The following is a 20,670-nucleotide window of genomic DNA, read 5'->3' as shown; positions in this document are numbered from 1 at the left end:
GTGGCGTCCCCAGCCCCGCTGCCCCCCGCAGAAGTCGACCCAGGGGCGCGCCTCGTGCTCGCCGAGCACCTGCTCGCCTGCGAGTCCGCCGTCGCCTGTGCGCGAGCGGTCGTGGAGTGGCTCGCGCGCAGGCATGGCGCGCCGGCCGCCTGTGTCGGTCCCGGGGATGGCACGGGCGCATCCGTGTGCCTGGCCAGCGAAGGGCTGACCGGCGCGCAGCAGACCGCGCTGGCTCGGGCGTGGGATGCGCCGGGCTCGCCGCTCGCGACCTTCCGCACGCGGCCCGGGGCGCGGTGGCTGGCGGCGGACGCGCTGGAGGGCGCGGCGATGCCGGGCGGGTTCCTCGCGGTGCCGCTGGGCCGGCCCGGAGCCACGGCCGCCGCGCTGCTGATGGTGGGGCTGCCCGGCCCGGCCGTGCCGGAGGACGTGGCGTGGGTGGCGTCCTCGGCGGGGCCGCACCTGGCCCGCCAGCTGGCCTCGGACGCGCGGGCGCCGCGCCGCCCGGAGCCGGACCGGCTGTTGCGCCGGGTCATCAACGCGGTGTCGGACCCCGTGCTGCTGACGGACACGGACGGCACGCTGCTCTTCGCCAACGGCCGCGCGGAAGCGCTGCTGGTGGCGGGCCCGGACGCGAGCCCCGGGCGCACGCGGGCGGTGGAGCTCAACCAGCGCCTGTTCCGGGAGACGCTCGCGCAGGGCGGCACCACGGTGCACCGGCGCGAGGTGCCGCTGGTGGATCCGCTGGAGGGCATGGACCTGCTCTTCGAGCTGGTGACCACGCCGGTACTGGCGCCGGACGGACCCTCCGTGGTGGTGAGCGTGCTGCGCAACCTCACGGACCTGGGCCGCGCCACGCAGGCCTTGGGAGAGAGCTACCGGCAGCTGCGCGCCACGGAGCGCGAGGCCCGCAGCGAGCGCCACCGCCTGGACCGGGTGCTGGACTCGGTGGCGGACCCCATCATCCTGACCGACCCGGCGGGCGGCATGGTGATGATGAACGACCCGGCCGAGCGCCTCTTCACGTGGCCCCAGGCCCAGGGCACCCCGGGCGAGGACGCGCCGGACGAGTCCACCCCGCGGCGGGTGCGCGCCAACGCCGCCCTCTTCGCGTCCTTCCTCGCCAACCTGCTGGGGCCGGTGAACGCGGGCGTGTCGCGCTGGAAGAGCCAGCTGACCCTGGATGACCCGGCCACCGGCTCACCCGTGCCCATGGAGGCCATGGCCAACAAGGTGCTGGGCGACGGGGGCGAGTTGACGGGCATCGTCACCGTCTTCCACGACCGCACGGAGGTGCTGGAGCGGGCGCGGCTCCTGGAGCGCGTGAAGGAGGTCTCCAGCGAGCTGGAGGCGCGCGTGCAGTCCGCCACCGCGGAGCTGGCGGAGCAGAACGAGAAGCTGCGCCGGCAGGCCATCCAGCTGGAGCAGGCGAGCGCGGCCAAGTCGCAGTTCCTGGCCAACATGTCGCACGAGTTCCGCACGCCGCTCAACGCCATCCTCGGCTACACGAACATGCTGTTGCAGGGCGTGTCCGGGGAGATGACGCCGCCGCAGCGCCGCAACCTCACGCGCATCGACTCCAACGGGCGGCACCTGCTGGAGGTCATCAACGAGATCCTGGACATCACCCGCATCGAGGCGGGGCGGATGCCGCTGCACCTGTCGGACTTCGGCATCCCGGAGCTGCTGCAGGAGGTGATGGCGGAGATGGACCCCATCATCGCGCGCAGCAAGCTGACGGTGGAGACGCGGCTGGATGAAGGGCTGCCGGGGGTGTGGAGCGACCGACAGAAGGTGAAGCAGATCGTCCTCAACCTGTTGTCCAACGCGCTGAAGTTCACGCACGAGGGCGGCGTGCACGTCGCGGCGGAGTATCAGAACGCCACCGGCACCGTGGCCATCTCGGTGAAGGACACAGGGATTGGAATCGACGTGTCGAACCAGGAGAAGATCTTCGAGGACTTCCAGCAGGTGGACAGCTCGCCCACGCGGGCCTATGGGGGCACCGGCCTGGGCCTCTCCATCTGCCGCCGCCTGGCCGCGATGCTGGGGGGACGCGTCTCCCTCCAGAGCGCTCCGGGCCAGGGTTCGACCTTCACCCTGCACTTTCCAAGACGCGCGAGACGGACATGACGAACACCCCGGAAAACCCAAAGCCGCTCGTCCTGGTGGTGGATGACTACCAGGATGCCCGGGAGATGTACGCGGAGTACCTGGAGTTCTCCGGCTTCCGCGTGGCGGAGGCGAAGAACGGCCAGGAGGCGTTGGACAAGGCCTTCGAGCTGGTGCCGGACGTCATCCTGATGGACCTGTCCCTGCCGGTGATGGACGGCTGGGAGGCGACGCGCCGGCTGAAGGGCGACGCGCGCACGAAGGGCATCCCGGTGGTGGCGCTCACGGGGCATGCGCTGAAGGGCCACACGGACGACGCGAACGAGGCCGGGTGTGACGCGTACGTCACCAAGCCGTGCCTGCCGGACGCGCTGGTGGACCAGGTGAAGAAGATGATTGCCCGGCGCGAGGCGGCATCCGCGCGCTGAACCGGTCGTGCAGGGAGGTGGGCACGTCATGACGGCGAAGACCCCGGTGGAGTCGTCGCGGGAGGCGCGGGCGCACTACCTCTACGGCATCGTGCGCGAGGACGGCGGCTGGGAGCCGGACCTCGCGGGGCTGGGCGCGGCCCCGGTGCGCATGGTGCGGGAGGAGGGCCTCGCGGCGCTGGTGTCCGACGTCACGGGCACACGGGTGGTGCCCACGCACGAGCACCTGTTGATGCACCAGCGCGTCACGGAGGCCGTGGTGCGCGAGCACACGCTGGTGCCGGTGGCCTTCGGGATGGTGCTGCCGTCGGAGGAGCGTGTGCGGGAGCTCTTGCGCGTGGCGCGCGCCCCGCTGACCCGCGCGCTGTCCGACCTGGAGGGGCGGGTGGAGCTGGGGCTGAAGGTCTACTGCCACGGCGACGCGCTGACGCGCCGGCTGGTGGAGCAGCAGCCCGGGCTGGCGCGGGGCCCCTCCGAGCCCGAGGAGGAGCACGAGGCGCGGCTGGAGGTGGCGCTGCGCGACTGCACCACGAAGGACCTGGACGGCTTGAGGGCGGGCCTGCGTCCGCTGGCGGAGGCCACGCACGAGGCGCCGCCCCTGGGCGAGCGGATGATGTTGAACGCCGCCTGGCTGGTGGACCGCACGCGGGTGGCCGCGTTCGAGGCGCGGGTGACGTCGCTGGTGGCGCGGCTGGACGCGTACACGTTCCGGTTCACGGGGCCGTGGCCGGCCTACAGCTTCGTGGACGTGCGGCTGGACGTGGAGACGGCGTCCGCCGCGCCGTGAGCCTCAGCGCGGCGCGGTGAGCTTCACGGCATCCTCGGCCAGGAGCTCCAGGCCGCCGCCCATGCGCACCCAGCCAGGGGTGAACTCCGTGCGCGCGTACCACGAGTTGTCGGACGCCTTCGCCATGGAGAGCTCGCCCACGGTCTTGCCGGCGCGCTGGTACTCCACGCGGAAGGCGGGCGTGGGGGCGGGGCCCGGAGGGGCTTCGCCCCGTCCCAGGAGCTCCACCGGAGTGAGGCGCCACAGGCGGTCATGCCAGTTGCGGGCGAAGTCATCCGGGGTGCCGGGGGCGTCCACGGGCGACAGCTGCACGGCGCCCGGGGGCTTGCCGCTGGCGGCGAAGGTGCGGGACGCGGTGCCGGTGGAGATGACGACGCGGTCGAAGCCCTCCACGTCGAAGGTGTGCAGGCGCCGGTCCACGAGCCGGCTGGCCGCGGCCTCCAGGTCCGTCAGCTGCGCGGGGCCGAGGAGGAAGACGTGGCCGTCGGACGTGCGCTGGAGGTAGGGGGCGCCCCAGCCCGAAGCGGGCGCGGCGAGGCGGAACGTCCTGGGCGTCCCGTCGAGCGTGAGCGTCAGGCCGCGCTCCGTCTTCGCGAGGCCGATCTCCTCCAGCTTCGTGGCGTCCAGGACGCCCAGGTCCCGCTGCGCGCGCAGCGGAGCGAAGCGGGCGAACAGCTTCAGCGCGACGTCGTTGCCGCGCAGCTCGCGGGGCGGAGGCACGGGGGCGGGGCTTGAGGGTGTCCCCGCGTCGGAGGAAGCGCTCGCGAGCGCGCCCGCGTCGGCGTGCGGAGGGGAGCCGCCATCGGAAGCCGTCGCGAGCGAGCCCGCGTGGGTGCGCGGATTGGCTCCTGCGTCGAGCGTGGCACTTCCGCCGTCATTGGCTGCATGGGCAAGTGCTCCTGCCGTGGCTCCGTCGGATCCAGCGCCCGGCTTCGCGGGCTTGCCGCCCAGGCGGACCCAGACGGTGTCGCGGTCCTGGGGGTCGCGGAACAGCTCCACGAAGCGCGTCTCCTCGTCGTACCGGATGCGGTCGAGCGCGCTCGCCTGCGCGTCCTCCACCGTCACCTCACCGGGTGCACGGGCAGGCTCGCGCTGCCACACGAAGAACGCGGCCACCAGGGCCACTGTCGCCAGCACTCCCTGCACCGCCACGTCGCGCGCCTTCATCGCGCACCTCCCACCGCCGCGGCGCTTCGGGGGGCTCGCCGTCCGCGCCGCCGCGTCACGAAGAAGCCCACCGCCAGCACCACCACCGGCATCCCGAAGACCGTCGCGTAGAACCACGCGACGTCCTGCGAGCGCGTGTGCTGCAACGGCACGTCCTCCTCGCTCGTCGTCACGCCGGAGAGCGCCTCCTCGCCGGAGAGCCACCGCAGCGTATCCACCGCGAGATACGCATTGCCCACGTTGCCCAGGATGCCGTCCCCCAGCGCATCCGCGTCCGCCATCACCACCGCGCGCGGCGCGGGCTTCCCCTCCCCCGCCGGCCGCTCCACCGCGACCACCAGCGGCCACGCCTTCGTCACCGCACCCGGCTCCGGCTCGAAGTCGCCGTTGCGGTCTGCGAACGTCTCCCCATGCGCGCGCACGCTCGTGTCCAGCGACACGCCGGGCACTGGCGGCGTCACCGGCTCCAGCGCCACCGCCCCCACGAACGCCACCGCGCCCTGAGACCCCAGCGCGGACAGCGACGTCACCGACGGGTGCGAGGAGAAGCTCGCCGTGCCCAGGTTGCCCCGGTCGCTCTGCTGCCGCGTGGTGCGGAAGTACACGCGGTCGTTCGCCAACGGCACGCGCAGCGACTTGAGCCCCATCGGCTTGAGCAGCGGCTCCAGCGCCGCGCCCTCCGGCTCCATGGCAATCCACAGCCGTCCGCCCCGCTCCCAGTACTCGCGCAGCGCGGTGGCCTCCTCCGGAAGGAGCTCCCGCGTGGGCCCGAGCACCGCCACCATCGCCGCGTCGCCCGGCACCGCCGAGCCCAGCCCCTCCGCCACCGTGAGCGTGCGCACGTCCACGTTCTGCGAGCGCAGCAGCTCCTTGAACTGCGCCACCGAAGGCCGGGCCGCTTCCCCCGGCACGGGCCGTGTGTCGGCGCGCTCCCCATGGCCGCCCGTGAGGTAGACGATGCGCCGGGGCTTCGCCACCGCCAGCAGCCGCCGCTGCACCTCCGCGTCCAGCCGCTGGAGCTGCCCGCGCGCCCGCTCCGGATCCAGCCCCAGCGTGAGGATCTCCTTGCGGTCCCCTCGCGCCAGCACCACGGAGCCGTTGCTGCTGACTCCCAGGGCCTTGCCTCGCGCGGGCTCCACCGCCTGATCCAACGCCTCCACGCCCAGCTGCGGACTCTCCGGCTCCAGGTCGCGGAAGTACTGCCGCACCGCCTCGCCCACCTCGTTGGCGGGCGGGAAGAAGAGCGTCACCTGGAGCGGCTCGTTGAGGCCGCGCACCAGCTTGCGCGTGGCATCCCCCGCCTTCGCGGTCCGGAAGTACGACAGGTCCCAGGTCGCGTCCGCCTGCGTGGCCACGTACGTCGCCGCGAACGCGAACACGACGACGAACGCCACGCCCAGGCCGGAGAACAGCGCGCTCTTCACCCGGCCCGTCTCCGGCACCGGCGCCCGAGCCATCGCCACGAGCGCGGCCTCCACCATCGCCAGCGGCACGAGCGAGCACAGCATCAGCGCCGGGAACAGCACCGCCAACACCCCCGACAGCCGGGGCGAGGAACGCGACAGCGGCTCACCGAAGAGCGCCGTCCCCACGTCCCCCTTCACGAAGTAGAGCACCAGCGCGGCCAGCCCCACGACGTACAGCGTGAGCACCCACCGCTCCAGCGAGCGACGCTCCGGGGGCGCGGCGATCATCCGCACCGCTCTCCACGCCGTGGCGGCCACCACCCCGGCGGTGCCCAGCGCGGCCAGCGCCACGCGGCCGGAGCCCACGCCCAGCACGCGCTCCGCGAGGAACACGGCCACGAGCCCCACGACGAACGCACCCGTCGCGGCGAGCCCCGTCCCAAAAGAGGCCGGCGTGCTCATCGCCACCTCCGCGCTTCCAGCACCCGTGTCGCCGCGAACAGCGCCACGTAGGTGACGACCAGGTAGTAGACGACGTCCCGCACGTGGATGAGCCCTGCCTGGAACGGGGGGAAGTGCTGGTTCCACAGCGACATCGCGCTGAAGACGTCCGACAGCGGCTGCTCGGTGATGCGCGCCAGCAGCCAGCACAGGATGAGCGCCACCAGCATCACCGCGGAGAAGATGGCCGCGAGCAGCTGGTTCTTCGCGAGCGACGACCCGAACGTGCCCACCGCCAGCGACGCGCTGCCCAGGAGGAGCAACCCCAGGTAGCCCGCCGCCACGTGCCCGAAGGACACCTTGCCGTTCACCAGCACCAGCAGCGGCATGTAGAGCGTGAGCAGCAGGTACAGCGCCAGGAACGCGAGCCCCGCCAGGAACTTGCCCAGCACGATGTCCCGGTCCCGCACCGGCGACGCGTACAAGAGCGGCAGCGTGCCCGTCTGGCGCTCCTCCGCGAGCAGCCGCATGGACACGAGGATGGCCGCCACGATGGTGAAGCCGCTCGAGTAGTAGAAGAACCCGGACAGCACCTCCGCGGAGCGCTTGCTCGCGCCGCCCAGGGCGTACGCGTTGAAGAACAGCCCGTTCACCGCGAGGATGATGGCCAGGATGACGTAGCCGCTGAGCGTGCGCAGGTAGCCGGCCAGCTCGCGGCGAGCAATCAGGAGCGCCTTCACGCCTTCACCTCCTGCCCGTGCGTCAGGCGCAGGAACAGCGCCTCCAGCTGCCCCTCGTTCGCGTCCAGCCGCAAGAGCTCCAGGCCCGCGCCCACCACCGCCCGCGCCACCTGGGGCCGCAGGTCCGGCGCCGCCGCGACCTTCATGGCCAGCACCCCGCCCTCCCCTTCCCGCACCTCCACCGCGCCGAAGCCCTGCAACGACTCCCGTGCCCGCGCCCGGTCGCCCCGCACCTCCAGCACGATGGACGGACCGCCCAGCGCGCGCGACAGCTCTTCTTCACTGCCCTGCGCCAGCAGCGTGCCCTTGTGGATGATGAGCAGCCGGTCACACGTCTGGGAAATCTCCGGGAGGATGTGACTGGACACGAGCACCGTGTGCGCGCCCTTGAGGCCGCGGATGACGTCGCGCATCTCGACAATCTGAAGCGGATCCAGGCCGCTGGTCGGCTCGTCGAGGATGAGCAGCGCGGGCTTGTGCACCAGCGCCTGCGCCAGCCCCACGCGCTGGCGGTAGCCGTGGCTCAGCGTGGAGATGACCTCGCCGTGCACGTCGCGCAGGCCGGTCTTCTCCTCGGCCTCGCCCACGTGGGACGCGGTGGCCTTCGCGGGCACGTCGCGCAGCCGGGCGACGTAGGCCAGGTATTCGCCCACCGTCATCTCCTCGTAGACGGGGGGCACGTCCGGCAGGTAGCCGATGCGCTGGCGCACCTCATGGGACTGGCTCACCACGTCGTGCCCGTCGATGACGACGCGGCCCGAGGTGGGCAAGAGCACGCACCCGAGAATCTTGAGCGTCGTCGACTTGCCGGCGCCGTTGAGGCCCAGGAAGCCGATGACCTCACCCTGGCCGATGGTGAAGGCCAGGTCCCGGATGGCCGCGTGCTCGCCGTAGAACTTCGTCAGCCCTTCGACCTGGATCATCAGGACTCCTCGAAGCGAGGGGGGAAGCGGCGCACTTCTGTCGCCCCTCCCGAGGAGTGTCAAGCACCGGGCTCACCCGTGGCGGTATTCCGCGCCCTCGGTGGTGCGGCCCAGCGTGAAGCGCAGCGCCCCCTCCAGGTCGGGCAGGAGGAAGGGGAAGCCGTTCGCCTGCGCCACCGTGGGCAGCGCATGGGTGCTGGACAGCAGGGTCTCCTCGCCCATCTGACCGAACACGGTCTTCACCACGGTGGCGGGCAGCGGGAACACGGCCGGACGGTGGAGCACCCTTCCGAGCACCTTCGCCAGCTCCCCCTGTCGCACCGCGTTCGGGGACACGGCATTGAGCGGCCCCTGGATGGACGGGGTGAAGACGGCGAACTGGATGAGGCCCAGCACGTCCTCCAGGGACACCCAGCTCAGCCACTGGCGTCCGGAGGCCACGGGCCCGCCGCCGCCCGCCTGGGTCGCGAGCGCCAGCTTCGCGAGCGCCCCGCCCCGCGCGTCCAGCACCACGCCGATGCGCAGGTGCACCACGCGGATGCCCGCGTCCTGGGCCGGCGCGGTGGACGCCTCCCACTGGCGCGTGACGTCCGCGAGGAAGCCATCGCCGGAGGAGGACGCCTCGGTGACCTCTTCATCGCCCCGGCTGCCGTAGTAGCCGGTGGCGGACGCGCAGATGAGCACACGAGGCTTGTGGGTGGCGCGGGCCAGCGTCTCACACAGCAGCCGGGTGCTCTCCGTGCGGCTCTTGAGGATCTCCTGCTTGCGCTCCTCGGTCCACCGGCCCTCGCCCACGTTGGCGCCGGACAGGTGCACCACCGCGTCCACGCCCTCCAGGCCCGCCGCGTCGACGGTGCCCTTGTCGGGAGCCCAGGCGATGTCCCCGCGCGCCGGGTTCGCACGGCCGCGCACCAGCCGCTTCACACGGTGGCCGCCGGTGGTGAGGAACGACGACAGCGCGGAGCCCAGCATCCCAGACGCGCCGCCGATGGCCACGGTGAGCGGGCCCTGGGAGGTGAACGCGGCATGGCGGCGCAGGTCCGCGCGGGTGAGCGTGTGGCGGTACGCGAACATGCGCTCCAGGCGCTTGCGCGCATAGCCGCCGCCGAAGGTGTCCCCCAGCGTCCCCACGGGCAGCTCGTACTGGATGGCGTCCTCCAGGACGGAGGCCTGGGCGCCCGAGGGACTCATGCGATGGTCGTGGATCCACTTCGTGAAGGGGCCTTCGCGCTGGGTGTCCTGGAAGGAGGAGCCCTCCACGTAGGCGGTGTGCTCGGCGACCATGCGCTGGGGGATGGGGCCCAGGTGGAGTTTGACGACGACGCGGGCGCCGGGGCGGATGCCGTCGCCGGTGCGGTCGATGACCTCCGCCGTCTCCCAGGGAGGCGACAGGCGTTCGAAAGCTCCCTCGCGGGTGTGCCAGGAGAAGAGGTCGGCGGCGGGGACAGGCATCTGGCTGCGCGCATCGAAAACGTGCGACTTGCCCATGGTTTCTCCTGGGGAGACAGTGCGACCCGAGCATGCTTACTCCCGACCTCCTCGACCGTGCAGTCGAATTGCTGCGACGCGGCGGTGTCATCGCCCTGCCAACAGAGACGGTCTACGGCCTCGCGGCCAACGCCGAGGACGAGCTGGCCGTGCGCCGCGTCTTCGCCATCAAGGGCCGGCCCGCGACCCACCCGCTCATCGTCCACATCCCGGGAGCGGAGCACCTGTCCGAGTGGGCGCGCGTGGTGCCGGACGAAGCGAAGGCATTGGCCAGGGCCTTCTGGCCGGGCCCCCTGACGCTGGTGCTGCCGCGCACGTCGAGGGCCACGGACGCGGTGACGGGAGGCCAGGACACGGTCGCGTTGCGAGTGCCCGGCCACTCCGTGGCGATGGAGGTGCTTCAGCGATTGGGCGGAGGCGTGGCCGCGCCAAGTGCCAACCGCTTCGGCCGGGTGAGTCCAACGACAGCGGAGCACGTGCAGCGCGACCTGGGCAGCGACGTGGACCTGGTGCTGGACGGAGGTCCGTCCACGGTGGGAGTGGAGTCGACCATCGTGGACCTGTCCTCCGGAGCCCCCGCGATTCTCAGGCCCGGAGGTCTGGCGACCGAGGACGTGGAACGGGTGCTGGGGCGGCAGGTCCCGGTGCGCACGTCCACCACGGTGCGCGTATCCGGTTCGCTGGAGTCCCACTACGCGCCCAGGGCGGGCGTGGTGCTCGCGGAGCCGCACGAAGCGGTGCAGCGCGTGGAAGCCCTGCGTGCAAAGGGATTGCGAGTCGGAGTGCTGGGCCCCGCGTCCCTGTCATTGCCGAAGGACGTGCAGCGCTTCGACGTGCCGGGAGAACCGGCGGAGGCCGCGCGGGTCCTCTATGCGCGGCTGCGCGAAGCCGACGAACAGGGCCACGACGTGCTCGTGGCCTGTCTGCCCGCCGCGAGCGGCCTGGGCATCGCCGTGCGAGACCGGCTGTCCCGCGCGGCAGCACCCCGCTAGGACCAAACCTGTCCGACTGTCGGACAGGTTCGTGGGGTGCGCCGCTGACAGAGAGCCCCAGCCGGGTTCTCACCTTCTCATTCACGGGGACGACTTCCGTGTCCGAAGGCTTGGGGTTGCTCAGAGGTCCTTGACCAGGTCCTGCCGCGCCTTCGTGCTGTAGCGCCCGATGAGGTCCGCACGTTTGGGCGCGTACTTCGCGGACTCATACTGGATGGCCATGATGCCCCGGGACGGCAGCGTCCACTGCGTCAGGTTCACGTGGCTCTCGAAGGTGGTCCACCGGTTGAGCACTTTGAACTGCCCCTGCCCCGCCAGCGCGTTTTCCAGGGTCGCGGAGGAGGCCGCCGCTTCCGCCTCCTGCAAGGGGGCCAGGTCCGCGGCGAAGCGCACGGGGACGTCTCCCCACTTCACCTGCCGCGCCACCTCGCGGGCCGTCTTCGGGTCCCCGTACTTGCGGGTGAGCAGGTCGCGCATCAGCGAGTGGAAGGTGCGCGCATCCGAGACTTCCGTGAAGAAGACGTCCACCGCCGCGAGCCGGTTGTCCAGGAAGCCCAGCGACACCTCCGCCGGTATCTCCGCGATGGTGGTCTTCATCCGCAGCGTTCCATCCGGGGACACGCTTGCCTCGGGCAGCGCGGCGCGGACCTCGTCCGGCGACATCCCCCAGCGGGCCGTCTGGAACCCTTCCGTGCTCCGGTAGGTCTTGTCCGACGCGTCGCGAATCGCCTGCCGCCGCTCCAGCGCGGTAGGCTTGTCCGGGCTCGACGACGCACAACCCGCCACGACCCCCAGCACCCCCAACAAACCCAAAGCCCCAAGCTTCATCCCATTGCTCCATTCCAAGACACGGGCCTCTCAGGGGAAGCCCTCCATCGCACGCATCGCTCGCGATGCGCGCGGGGAGCGGACATAGAGGATCACGGTGGACTTCGGGAAGCCGGGTCCCTGGATGCCCCAGGGGGCTTGCGGTCGGGGCGCCGGGTCGCCCAGGCTTGCCCCTCGCAGAGGGGGACGGGACATCCACCAGGCACCGAGCGCCGACTTCGTCGGGCTGCGTCATCGCCCGTTCTCCCTTTTACAACCGCCGTCCGCTCCGCTATCCCGCGACGGTCACCCAGGAGTGTCCCCGTGAAGCGAAGTCTGTCCGGTCTGCTCGTCGCCCTCGCGTTCACCGCCTGCAAGCAGGAGGCGCCGGGCAAGATGGAACCCATCCCGCGCCCGCCGGGTGCCACCGCGCCGGCGCCCGAGGAGGCCGCCCCGGCCCCCGCCGCGCCCGCCGTCCCCAAGGACGCCGTCGTGCTGCGCTGGAAGCTCGTCCAGGACACGCCCATCTCCTTCCGCCTGGACCTCGCGCTGGACCGCAACGCGCCCGTCCCCGAGTCCGCGCCGGCGGAGAAGCCCACCAAGGCCGACAAGAAGAAGAAGGGCGCCAAGGCCGCCGCGGCCCCGGCCCCCAAGGCCGCCTCGAGCACCGCCGTCCCCACCGAGTACACCTACGTGCTCCAGCTGGACAAATCCGGCGAGCGCCACCTGCGCGTGACGCCCGGTGGCGGCGCGCCGGAGGACGCCACCTTCAGCGACCGAGGCTTCATCATCGACGGGCTCCAGGGCCCCGCGCGCAACCTGGCCACGCTGGTGCTGGAGCTGCCGCGCGACCCCGTGCGCCCCGGCGAGACGTGGTCCCTGGGTACCGAGCTCACCACGCCGGACGCCCTGGGCACCCTGTTCCGCCGCGCCCCCGGCGGCGAGCGCCACAACCGCGTGAAGCTCGTCTCCGTCACCCCGGGCGACAACGGCGAGCAGGTGGCCACGCTCGAGTACGACATCGTGGAGCAGTTCGGCGGCACCCTCAGCGCCCCGCGCGCCCCCCAGGCCGGCGGCGCCAAGAAGGGCCCGCGCCAGCTGAGCCCCGAAGGCGGGGCCATTGAAGTCCCCGACGCGCTGGACGACGCGCCCGCCGCCCCCGCCGCGCAGCCGGAAGGCACCGAGCTGGGCGCCACCGTGAAGGTCACCGGCAAGGGCGAGTTCCTGGTGAACGCCGGTCAGTGGCGCTCCTGGCAGGGCACCCTGTCCACGTCCCTCACCGGCCCCGCCCAGCCCGCCGTGAGCCTGCCCGTGGGCACCTACCAGGCCCGCCTCACGCCCGTCAGCGCGCCCCAGGCTCCGGCCGCACCCGCGGCGCCCGCGCCTACCGCGACCCCGCCCGCGCCGTAGGGGCCGGGCCGTCCGAAGCGCGCACCAGCCGCACCACGGCGTCCACCCACTCCGGGTGGGCGTTGAGGGACGGCACCAGCGTCAGCGACTCGCCGCCCGCCTCCACGAACTGCTCCTTCGCGCGGAGGCCAATCTCCTCCAGCGTCTCCAGGCAGTCCGCCACGAAGGCCGGGCACATCACCGCCAGCCGCTTCACGCCCTTCGCCGCCAGCTCCGGTAGCACCAGGTCCGTGTAGGGCTTCACCCACGGCGTGCGCCCCAGCCGCGACTGGAAGGACACCGTGTAGCCGCCCTCCGGCAGCGCCAGCCGCTGGGCCAGCATCCGCGCCGTCGCGAAGCACTGCGCGCGGTAGCAGTGCCGGTTCGCGTCCGTGATGGCGTCGCAGCACCCCGCGGACGACAGGCAGTGCTGCCCCGTCGGGTCGCTCTTGCGCATGTGGCGCTCCGGCAGCCCGTGGAAGCTGAACAGCACGTGGTCCGCGCGCGTGTCGGCAATCACCGGCCGCGCCACCGCCGCGAACGCATCCAGGAAGCCCGCGTCGTCCCAGAACGCCGGCACCGCGCGCACGTTGGGGACGTCCCAGCCCTCCGCCAGCACTTCATAGGTGCGCGCCAGCGACGACGCCGAGGACGACGCCGCCTCATGCGGGTACAGGGGCAGCACCGTGAACTCCGACACGCCCCTCGCCTTCAGCCGCGCGATGGCGTCCGGCAGCGACGGGTTGCCGTAGCGCATGGCGAGCTCCACCTCGTAGTCGCCTCCCAGCCGCTCCCGCACCGCCGACTCCAGCGCGCGGCTGTACACGAGCAGCGGCGAGCCCTCCTTCATCCACACCTTGCGGTACGCCTCCGCGCTCTTCGCGGGACGGAAGGGCAGGATGAAGAGGTTCAGGAGGAACCAGCGCCCCACCGGGTGGACGTCGATGACGCGCGGGTCGTTGAGGAACTCGCGCAGGTAGCGGCGCACCGGACCGGACTCGGGCGCGTCCGGCGTCCCCAGGTTGACGAGCAGCAGTCCCCGCTTCGTGGTCGGCACAGGCATGCGCGATGTCCCCGGGCCTTCAGTGCAGCGCGTGCGGCAGCGTGAGCGCGAACTCGGCGATGCGCGCCTCGAAGCGCGTGCCGTCCGGACGCTCCATCTCGTAGGTGCCGCGCATGGTGCCAAAGGGCGTGCGCAGCATCGCCCAGCTCGTGTACTCGAACCGCTCGCCCGGCTTGAGGTGCGGCTGGCGGCCGACCACGCCCTCGCCCTTCACCTCGTCCACGTGCCCCTGGGCATCGGTGATGACCCAGTGCCGCGCGCGCAGCTGCGCCGGGACGCTGCCCTCGTTGAGGAGCTCCACCTTGTACATGAAGGCGAACTGCCCGGACTCGGGGGTGCTGCGCTCCGGCCAGTAGGTCGGCTCCACGGTGACGCGGATGCCATCAGTGGTGGCGGTGGACATGGCGGGAGACTTGGCAGCGACTCCCGCCTGATGCAAGCGAAACGCAGGCCGTCAGCCGCGCTCCTGCTCCCGGGCCGGCGCGTCCGGCGCCCTGTCCGCCTCCGCCACCGGGGCGGGCTTCTCCCCTTCCGGAGGCTTGGGGAACGCCAGCGACGCGACGATGGCCACCAGGAGGCACCCGCCAATCACCGCCAGCGAGATGCCAATGGGAATCTTGTACCAGTGCTCGATGAGCATCTTCACGCCCACGAAGGCCAGGATGACGCCCAGCGCGACCTTCAGCAGGTGGAACTTCTCCATCAGGCTGGAGACGACGAAGAAGAGCGAGCGCAGGCCCAGGATGGCGCAGACGTTGGACGTGTAGATGATGAACGGGTCCTTGCTGATGCCCAGCACCGCCGGGATGGAGTCCACGGCGAAGAGCAGGTCCGTGGCCTCCACCACCATCAGCACGATGAACAGCGGCGTCACCTTGCGCCGGCCGTCCTCGAGGACGAAGAAGCGGCTGCCCTCGCCCTGGCGCGCCACCGGCAACAGGCGCCGGGACATCCTCACGATGAAGCCCGCCTCCGGGTCCACGTCCTCGTCGTCCTTGGCCCAGAGCATCTTGGAGGCCGTGTAGACGAGGAACGCGCCGAACAGGAAGATGAGCCACTCGAAGCGGGCCACCAGCGCCGTGCCCGCGATGATGAGCCCCGCGCGCATCACGAACGCGCCCAGGATGCCCCAGAAGAGCACCCGGTGCTGGTGCTGCGGCGGCACCCGGAAGTAGCCGAACACCATCAGGAAGACGAAGAGGTTGTCGACCGACAGCGCGTACTCCACGACGTACGCCGTCAGCCACTCCAGCGCCGGGCCCTGGCCGCCGTAGTGCCAGATGCCGCCACAGAACGCGAGGCTGAGGCTCACCCACACGAGCGTCCACAGCGTCGCCTCCTTCGGCGACACCGCGTGCTCCTTGCGGTGGAACAGCCCCAGGTCCATGGCGAGCATCGCCAGGACGAAGACGTTGAAGGCCACCCAGGGCCACAGTGTGTGGGTCATCACGCCCGCTGCCTACTCCGGGACGGCCCCGGCGGCTACTCCCATTCCGTCGCTGGCCTGCGCAAGACGACCAGGGAACGCCCCACCGCCTGGACCTTGCCGCCCGCCGGGGTGTGCGTGCGCAGGGACTCCCCCGTGGCCGCGGTGTCCACCACCAGCTCCCAGTCCGCGCCCCACTCCAGCGCGGGCAGCAGGAAGGTGATGGGTTCGTGGTGCGCGTTGAGCAGCACCAGCAGCGTGTCCCCGACGATGCGGTGGCCCTCGTCGTCCGGCGTGGCGATGGCGTCCCCGCCCAGCAGGAAGGCCAGGGAGCGCACATAGGGCTTCTCCCAGTCCTCGCGCTTCATCTCCTTGCCGTCCGGCCGGAACCACGCCAGGTCCTTCAGCTCGCTGTCCCAGATGTGGGCCCCGCGAAAGAAGCGGCGCTTGGACAGCACCGGCTGCTCGCGGCGCAGCTTGATGATGCGGGAGGTGAAGTCCAACAGCTGGCGCTGCTTCTCGTTGAGCTCCCAGTTCACCCACGACAGCTCGTTGTCCTGGCAGTAGGCGTTGTTGTTGCCCTTCTGCGTGCGGCCCATCTCGTCGCCCGCCACCAGCATGGGCACGCCCTGCGACAGGAAGAGGGACGCCAGGAAGTTGCGCTTCTGCTGCTCGCGCAGCGCGTTCACCTTGGGGTCGTTCGTCTCCCCCTCCACGCCGCAGTTCCAGGCGTGGTTGTCATTGGCGCCGTCGCGGTTCTCCTCGCCGTTGGCCTCGTTGTGCTTCTGGCTGTACGTCACCAGGTCATGCAGCGTGAAGCCGTCGTGCGCGGTGACGAAGTTCACGCTCGCCGTGGGCTTGCGGCCGGACAGCGCGAACAGGTCCGAGCTGCCCGTGAGGCGCGAACCAATCTCCGCCGCCTGCCGGTCGTCGCCCTTCCAGTAGCGGCGCATGGTGTCGCGGTACTTGCCGTTCCACTCGCTCCACAGCACCGGGAAGTTGCCCACCTGGTAGCCGTAGTCCCCCACGTCCCAGGGCTCCGCGATGAGCTTCACCCGACTGAGCACCGGGTCCTGGTGGAGGATTTGAAAGAAGGCCGCGCGGGTGTCGTAGCCGTGCCGGTCCCGGCCCAGCGTCGTCGCCAGGTCGAAGCGGAAGCCGTCCACGTGCATCACCTCCACCCAGTAGCGCAAGCTGTCCGCGATGAGCTTCAGCGCGTACGGGTGCGTGGCGTTCCACGAGTTCCCGCACCCGGTGAAGTCCATGAAGTAGCGCGGGTCCTTCTCGCTGAGCCGGTAGTACGCGCCGGCGTCCAGCCCCTTGAAGGACAGCGTGGGCCCCAGGTGGTTGCCCTCGCAGGTGTGGTTGTAGACCACGTCGAGGATGACCTCGATGCCCGCGCGGTGCAGCAGCTTCACCATCCCCTTGAACTCCGCCACCTGCTCGCCCAGCGAGCCTGACGCGCAGTAGCGCGCGTCCGGAGCGAAGAAGCCCAGCGTGTTGTAGCCCCAGTAGTTGGAGCGCCCCTTCTGGGTGAGGAACGGCTCGTCCATGAAGGCGTGGATGGGGAGCAGCTCCACGGACGTCACGCCCACCTTCTTCAGGTGTTCGATGGTGGCCGGGTGCGCCAGGCCCGCGTACGTGCCGCGCAGGTGCTCCGGCACGCGCGGGTTGAGCTTCGTGAAGCCCTTCACGTGCAGCTCGTAGAGGACCGTCTTGTGCCAGGGCACCTCCGGCCGCTTGTCGTTCTCCCAGTCGAACCCGTCCGACAGGATGACCGCCTTGGGCACGCCCCAGGCGTCGTCCTGCGTGTCCATGACGAGGTCCTCCTCCTTGCCCCCGTGCACGTACGCGTGGATGGGCGCCTTGGGGTCCACCTTGCCGTGCAGCGCCCGGGCGTAGGGGTCCACCAGCAGCTTGTGCGGGTTGAAGCGCAGGCCCTTCTTGGGTTCATACGGACCGTGAACCCGCAGGCCGTACAGACAGCCCGCGTGCACGCCCGGCATGTAGCCATGCCAGACGTGGTTCGAGGTCTCCAGCAACGGGAAGCGGCGCGTCTCCTTCTTCGGGTCGGAGGGGTCGAAGAGACAGACCTCCACCTTCTTCGCGTGCTCACTGAAGACGGCGAAGTTGACGCCGTTCCCGTCGTACGTGGCGCCCAGGGGAAACGGCTTCCCTGGAAGCACCTCGGCCCTTCTCATCCAGTGCTCCTCTCCAGCAGCACCACCGGGAACTCCGCGAGGAGCGGCCCCAGGGCCAGCCCCACGCCCCCCGGCCCCTGCTGGGGACGGACGGTGCGCCCGGTGAAGACATTGCGGAACATCATGCCCGCATATGCCTCCGGAAGGTTCAGGAACGTACCGTCGTACGCTTGCGCCAGCCCCCCGGACTCCAGCGCCTCCAGGGTGTAACGCGGCGCGCAGGCAACCAGCACGCTGTCACCGTGCGTGCGAGCGAACCCGACCGCCGCGGGGGAGCGCGGCCCGGACAGCTCCAGCGCCTCGTAGCCGCCCATGCGGAAGAGGTCCGCGTACTTCTGGCGCAGCCGCAGCGACTCCGCCAGGACGAAGAGCTTCACCTGCCCGTCGTCCATGTGCTGGCCCAGCCGCGCGCACAGGGCCGGCCGGTCCTTCGCCGCCGCGGCGTCCAGCTCCGTGAGCAGCCGCTCGCGCAGGGCGTAGTCCACCGGCCGGCGGTTGTCCGGGTCCACCAGCGACAGGTCCCACAGCTCGCAGCCCTGGTACGTGTCCGCCACGCCCGGCGAGGCCAGCTTCAGCAGCAGCTGCCCCAGCGCGTTGTGCTGGCCCGCGCGCTCGATGCGGCGCTTGAAGGCCTTCACGTCGTCCAGGAAGGCCTGGCTCTTCGCCGGGTCGAAGCACGCGTCCACGAAGCGCGCCATCGCGTCGTCGTAGGCGCCGTCCGGGTTGGTCCACGACGTGCGGACCTTGGCCTCCTTGATGGCCTTGGCCATGTACTCGCGCACGCGGCGGTGGAACTCCTTGAACTCGGCCTCGGGCACGTGCTCGCCCATGGGCCACGCGCCCACCACCGTCTGGAAGAAGAGGTAGACGTCGTTGGACGACGGCGCGGGGCCGGAGGGCAGGTGGCTGACGAAGGGCTGCGTGAGGTCCGCCCAGGCGCGAGCCCGCTCCCGCCAGACCTCCGGCAGCTCCGTGAGGACGTTGATGCGCGCGCGCACGTCCTCGCTGCGCTTGGTGTCGTGGGTGCTGGAGGTGAGCATGCTCGCCGGCCAGCGCTCCGCGCGCTCCTGGTTGCGCAGGTGGAAGGTGGTGGCGCGCATGCCGAAGTGCTCCGGCTCGCCGCCCACCTCGTTGAGGCTCACCAGCCGGTTGTAGATGTAGAAGACGGTGTCCTCCAGCCCCTTGGCCATGACGGGGCCCGTCACCTGCTGGAGCTTCATCGCGAAGCGGAGCATCACCGCCTTCTCCGCGTCCCCCACGTGGTCCGGGTAGCGGCCCAGGAGGATGTCGCGCAGGAAGTCGAAGATGGACGCGTTGGTGGTGGGGTTGCGCTCCTTGGCGCGCTGGAGGGTCCACTCGATGTACTGCACGTCGCGCACGTCCAGCTCCGCGCGCCAGCCGTCCACGTAGGTGCGGTAGACGGGGAACAGCGCGATGAACTCCACCAGCGCGCGCCGGAGGCTGTTGAGCGTGAAGTCGCGCGTGCGGCGGTTCATCTCCGAGATGCGGTTGAGCTCGTGCGCCAGCACGTTGATTTCACTGGCCATGCTCACGCGCATGATGAGCAGCTTCTTCTGGTACACGAGCTCCGCGAAGTCCTGCGTGCCGCCCGCGAAGCGCTCGTACGTCTCCGTCAGGTGCGCCTCCGCGGCCGGGTGCACGAACAGGCCGCTCACCGCGTTGGCGAAGCGGTAGCCCGTGGTGCCGTGCACCGCCCACGCGTCCGGGATGCGCTCGCGGCCGCCCTGAATCTTCTCCACCGCCACGAAGAGCGCCTTGCGCAGCGGGCTGTCCGGCGTGTCCATCACCTCGCGCCGCCACCTGGCGCGCAGGAGCGACTCCACCTCCGGCCACCGGCCTTCCGAGCCGCCTGGGCCCCCTTCCTGCTTCCGTGCGTTGAACCGCGCCCGCGCGCGCTCCACGAAGAAGCGCTCCTGCAGGTCCAGGAAGTAGGCGGTGGGGTCGAAGAGGCCGTCCGGATGGTCGATGCGGATGCCCGTGACGCGGTCCTCGCGCAGCCAGTCGAAGATGAGCTGGTGGGCCTCCTGGAAGACGTCCGGGTCCTCCACGCGGATGGCGGCCAGGCCGTTGATGTCGAAGAAGCGGCGGTAGTTGATCTCCTCGCCCGCCACGCGCCAGTGCGCCAGCCGGTAGCTGCAGTTCTGCAGCAGCGCGTCCAGCATGTCGAAGGAGCGCACGTTGCCGGGCGTGCCGTTGAACACCCGGATGTTCTCCTCCACGTACGCAGCCAGCTCCGGGCTGTCCGCCACCACCGTGGCGAGCCGCCGCTTGATGACCTCCTTCTCGCGGTGCCGCTCGATCACCTTCGCGGGCTCCACCTCCGTGCGCGCCGGCAGGTGGTCCAGGGCCGTCAGGATGGAGAGCAGCTCCACCAGGTGCGGCGACTCCGCGCCCAGCTGCTTCTGCAGCCGCTCCAGGCCGTGGCGCAGGATGCTCGCGTACTGCCGGGGCGCCACCGGCAGCCGGTGGTCGTAGTAGTGCAGGTGGAAGGCGCCGGACTCGTAGGACAGCCTCAGCTCGCCGCGCTCCAGCACGATGCCGTACTGGTCTCCCAGGATGGGCAGCAGCACCTTGTCCGCCAGCTCGTCCTTCACCGGCCGCCAGTCCACGTCGAAGAACTTCGCGTAGACGGACGACGGGCCGTTCTCCAGCACGTCCAGCCACAGCCGGTTGTCGCGCTCGATGCCCATGTGGTTGGGCACCACGTCCAGCACCTGCCCCAGGCCGTGCTCGCGCAGGGCGTCACAGAGGGCCGCGTGCTCCTCCGGCGTGCCCACCTCCGGGTTGAGCCGTTGGTGGTCCACGCAGTCATAGCCGTGGGTGCTGCCGGGCGTGGCCTTGAGGTAGGGCGACGCGTAGAAGTCGCTCACCCCCAGGCGGGCCAGGTACGGCACCAGGGCCTTCGCGTGCTGGAAGGTGAAGTCCTTGTGCAGCTGCATCCGGTAGGTGGACAGCGGGGTGACGCGGCGCGATTGCAGCTCGCGTCGGACCTGCTCGAACAGGCCTTCCGCCTGGGCTTCCACCGTCGTGTGCGTGCCATCCGCGTCCGCCTGCCGCGCGGAGCGCTCCCCTGCCTCGGAACCGTCGTGGAACATGGGCCCCAGAGGTAGGTCCGACGCGGCGCGTCCGCCAGCAGGCAGATGCGCCTTCGCCCCCTTTTCAACGCTCCAGGCGGGCGCCTGACACACGGGGAAAAAGCGGAGGGCCCGTCCCGCGCGATGCGTGACGAGCCCCCAGGGTCCTTCGGGCGACCGGCGACGGCCCCGATGGGCCCTGCACCGT

Annotated in this window: 16 protein-coding genes; 5 read left to right on the top strand and 11 right to left on the bottom strand. The window is 71.1% G+C overall.

The window, feature by feature from the left end:
* Genes NR792_RS34905 through NR792_RS34895 form a run of 3 tightly spaced genes read left to right on the top strand, consistent with a single transcriptional unit; the run spans position 1 to position 3,324 of the window.
* Entirely contained in the window at positions 1-2,130 is a 2,130-nt protein-coding gene (locus NR792_RS34905) for an ATP-binding protein (RefSeq protein WP_375757028.1), read from the top strand.
* Positions 2,127-2,537, top strand: a complete 411-nt coding sequence (locus NR792_RS34900; RefSeq protein ID WP_375757027.1) for a response regulator — start codon at positions 2,127-2,129, stop codon at positions 2,535-2,537. The genes NR792_RS34905 and NR792_RS34900 overlap by 4 nt, the downstream gene beginning before the upstream one ends.
* Before the next feature lie 28 nt (positions 2,538-2,565).
* The gene (locus NR792_RS34895; RefSeq protein WP_375757026.1) at positions 2,566-3,324 is read left to right on the top strand and encodes a GvpL/GvpF family gas vesicle protein; all 759 of its coding nucleotides are present in this window, start codon (positions 2,566-2,568) and stop codon (positions 3,322-3,324) included.
* Between the two features lie 3 nt (positions 3,325-3,327).
* On the opposite strand, the gene NR792_RS34890 is transcribed toward NR792_RS34895, so the two are convergent.
* From NR792_RS34890 to NR792_RS34870, 5 genes are all read right to left on the bottom strand, one after another.
* Positions 3,328-4,491: a hypothetical protein gene (locus tag NR792_RS34890; RefSeq protein ID WP_375757025.1), complete on the bottom strand. Its 1,164-nt coding sequence runs from the start codon at positions 4,489-4,491 to the stop codon at positions 3,328-3,330.
* Positions 4,488-6,359, bottom strand: a complete 1,872-nt coding sequence (locus NR792_RS34885; protein WP_375757024.1) for a Gldg family protein — start codon at positions 6,357-6,359, stop codon at positions 4,488-4,490. The genes NR792_RS34890 and NR792_RS34885 overlap by 4 nt, the downstream gene beginning before the upstream one ends.
* A complete protein-coding gene (locus NR792_RS34880) occupies positions 6,356-7,078 on the bottom strand; it encodes an ABC transporter permease (RefSeq protein WP_171414595.1) in 723 nt (240 codons plus the stop codon). Before NR792_RS34880 ends, NR792_RS34885 begins: the two co-directional genes overlap by 4 nt.
* Positions 7,075-8,001: an ABC transporter ATP-binding protein gene (locus NR792_RS34875; RefSeq protein ID WP_375757023.1), complete on the bottom strand. Its 927-nt coding sequence runs from the start codon at positions 7,999-8,001 to the stop codon at positions 7,075-7,077. The genes NR792_RS34880 and NR792_RS34875 overlap by 4 nt, the downstream gene beginning before the upstream one ends.
* 72 nt (positions 8,002-8,073) lie before the next feature.
* Entirely contained in the window at positions 8,074-9,489 is a 1,416-nt protein-coding gene (locus NR792_RS34870) for a TIGR01777 family oxidoreductase (RefSeq protein WP_375757022.1), read from the bottom strand.
* A gap of 32 nt (positions 9,490-9,521) precedes the next feature.
* Between NR792_RS34870 and NR792_RS34865 the strand changes: the two genes are divergently transcribed.
* A complete protein-coding gene (locus NR792_RS34865; RefSeq protein WP_375757021.1) occupies positions 9,522-10,481 on the top strand; it encodes an L-threonylcarbamoyladenylate synthase in 960 nt (319 codons plus the stop codon).
* A 120-nt stretch (positions 10,482-10,601) separates the two neighbouring features.
* On the opposite strand, the gene NR792_RS34860 is transcribed toward NR792_RS34865, so the two are convergent.
* On the bottom strand, positions 10,602-11,309 hold the full coding sequence (locus tag NR792_RS34860) for a hypothetical protein (RefSeq protein ID WP_375757020.1): 708 nt from the start codon (positions 11,307-11,309) through the stop codon (positions 10,602-10,604).
* Between the two features lie 303 nt (positions 11,310-11,612).
* Between NR792_RS34860 and NR792_RS34855 the strand changes: the two genes are divergently transcribed.
* Entirely contained in the window at positions 11,613-12,698 is a 1,086-nt protein-coding gene (locus NR792_RS34855; protein WP_375757019.1) for a hypothetical protein, read from the top strand.
* Here the strand turns inward: NR792_RS34855 and hemH are convergent.
* From hemH to treY, 5 genes are read right to left on the bottom strand one after another with little or no spacing between them, the layout of a single operon-like run.
* A complete protein-coding gene (hemH, locus tag NR792_RS34850; protein ID WP_375757018.1) occupies positions 12,673-13,740 on the bottom strand; it encodes a ferrochelatase in 1,068 nt (355 codons plus the stop codon). The genes NR792_RS34855 and hemH overlap by 26 nt on opposite strands.
* Positions 13,741-13,759: 19 nt before the next feature.
* Positions 13,760-14,143 (bottom strand): Co2+/Mg2+ efflux protein ApaG, encoded by a 384-nt coding sequence (apaG, locus tag NR792_RS34845; RefSeq protein WP_375757017.1) that lies wholly within the window; start codon positions 14,141-14,143, stop codon positions 13,760-13,762.
* Positions 14,144-14,194: 51 nt separating this feature from the next.
* Positions 14,195-15,187 carry a TerC family protein gene (locus tag NR792_RS34840; protein WP_375757016.1) on the bottom strand — a complete coding sequence of 331 codons (993 nt, stop codon included), beginning with the start codon at positions 15,185-15,187 and terminating at the stop codon, positions 14,195-14,197.
* 35 nt (positions 15,188-15,222) lie between these two features.
* Positions 15,223-17,367: a glycogen debranching protein GlgX gene (gene glgX, locus NR792_RS34835; protein WP_375757015.1), complete on the bottom strand. Its 2,145-nt coding sequence runs from the start codon at positions 17,365-17,367 to the stop codon at positions 15,223-15,225.
* Complete coding sequence (gene treY / locus NR792_RS34830) at positions 17,364-20,483, bottom strand: malto-oligosyltrehalose synthase (protein WP_375757014.1); 3,120 nt, start codon at positions 20,481-20,483, stop codon at positions 17,364-17,366. Before treY ends, glgX begins: the two co-directional genes overlap by 4 nt.
* Between the last annotated feature and the right edge of the window lie 187 nt (positions 20,484-20,670).

The sequence above is a fragment of the Corallococcus exercitus genome, assembly GCF_042231735.1.
GTDB lineage: Bacteria > Myxococcota > Myxococcia > Myxococcales > Myxococcaceae > Corallococcus > Corallococcus exercitus_B.
This window is presented reverse-complemented; position numbering and strand designations above follow the sequence as displayed.

Excerpts from the sequence above, each read along its gene's own strand:
- NR792_RS34860 (WP_375757020.1), bottom strand. The coding sequence starts at position 11,309 with ATGAAGCTTGGGGCTTTGGGTTTGTTGGGGGTGCTGGGGGTCGTGGCG.
- glgX (WP_375757015.1), bottom strand. The coding sequence starts at position 17,367 with ATGAGAAGGGCCGAGGTGCTTCCAGGGAAGCCGTTTCCCCTGGGCGCC.
- NR792_RS34885 (WP_375757024.1), bottom strand. The coding sequence starts at position 6,359 with ATGAGCACGCCGGCCTCTTTTGGGACGGGGCTCGCCGCGACGGGTGCG.
- NR792_RS34865 (WP_375757021.1), top strand. The coding sequence starts at position 9,522 with ATGCTTACTCCCGACCTCCTCGACCGTGCAGTCGAATTGCTGCGACGC.
- NR792_RS34895 (WP_375757026.1), top strand. The coding sequence starts at position 2,566 with ATGACGGCGAAGACCCCGGTGGAGTCGTCGCGGGAGGCGCGGGCGCAC.
- treY (WP_375757014.1), bottom strand. The coding sequence starts at position 20,483 with ATGTTCCACGACGGTTCCGAGGCAGGGGAGCGCTCCGCGCGGCAGGCG.
- apaG (WP_375757017.1), bottom strand. The coding sequence starts at position 14,143 with ATGTCCACCGCCACCACTGATGGCATCCGCGTCACCGTGGAGCCGACC.
- NR792_RS34840 (WP_375757016.1), bottom strand. The coding sequence starts at position 15,187 with ATGACCCACACACTGTGGCCCTGGGTGGCCTTCAACGTCTTCGTCCTG.
- NR792_RS34875 (WP_375757023.1), bottom strand. The coding sequence starts at position 8,001 with ATGATCCAGGTCGAAGGGCTGACGAAGTTCTACGGCGAGCACGCGGCC.
- NR792_RS34890 (WP_375757025.1), bottom strand. The coding sequence starts at position 4,491 with ATGAAGGCGCGCGACGTGGCGGTGCAGGGAGTGCTGGCGACAGTGGCC.
- NR792_RS34870 (WP_375757022.1), bottom strand. The coding sequence starts at position 9,489 with ATGGGCAAGTCGCACGTTTTCGATGCGCGCAGCCAGATGCCTGTCCCC.
- NR792_RS34900 (WP_375757027.1), top strand. The coding sequence starts at position 2,127 with ATGACGAACACCCCGGAAAACCCAAAGCCGCTCGTCCTGGTGGTGGAT.
- hemH (WP_375757018.1), bottom strand. The coding sequence starts at position 13,740 with ATGCCTGTGCCGACCACGAAGCGGGGACTGCTGCTCGTCAACCTGGGG.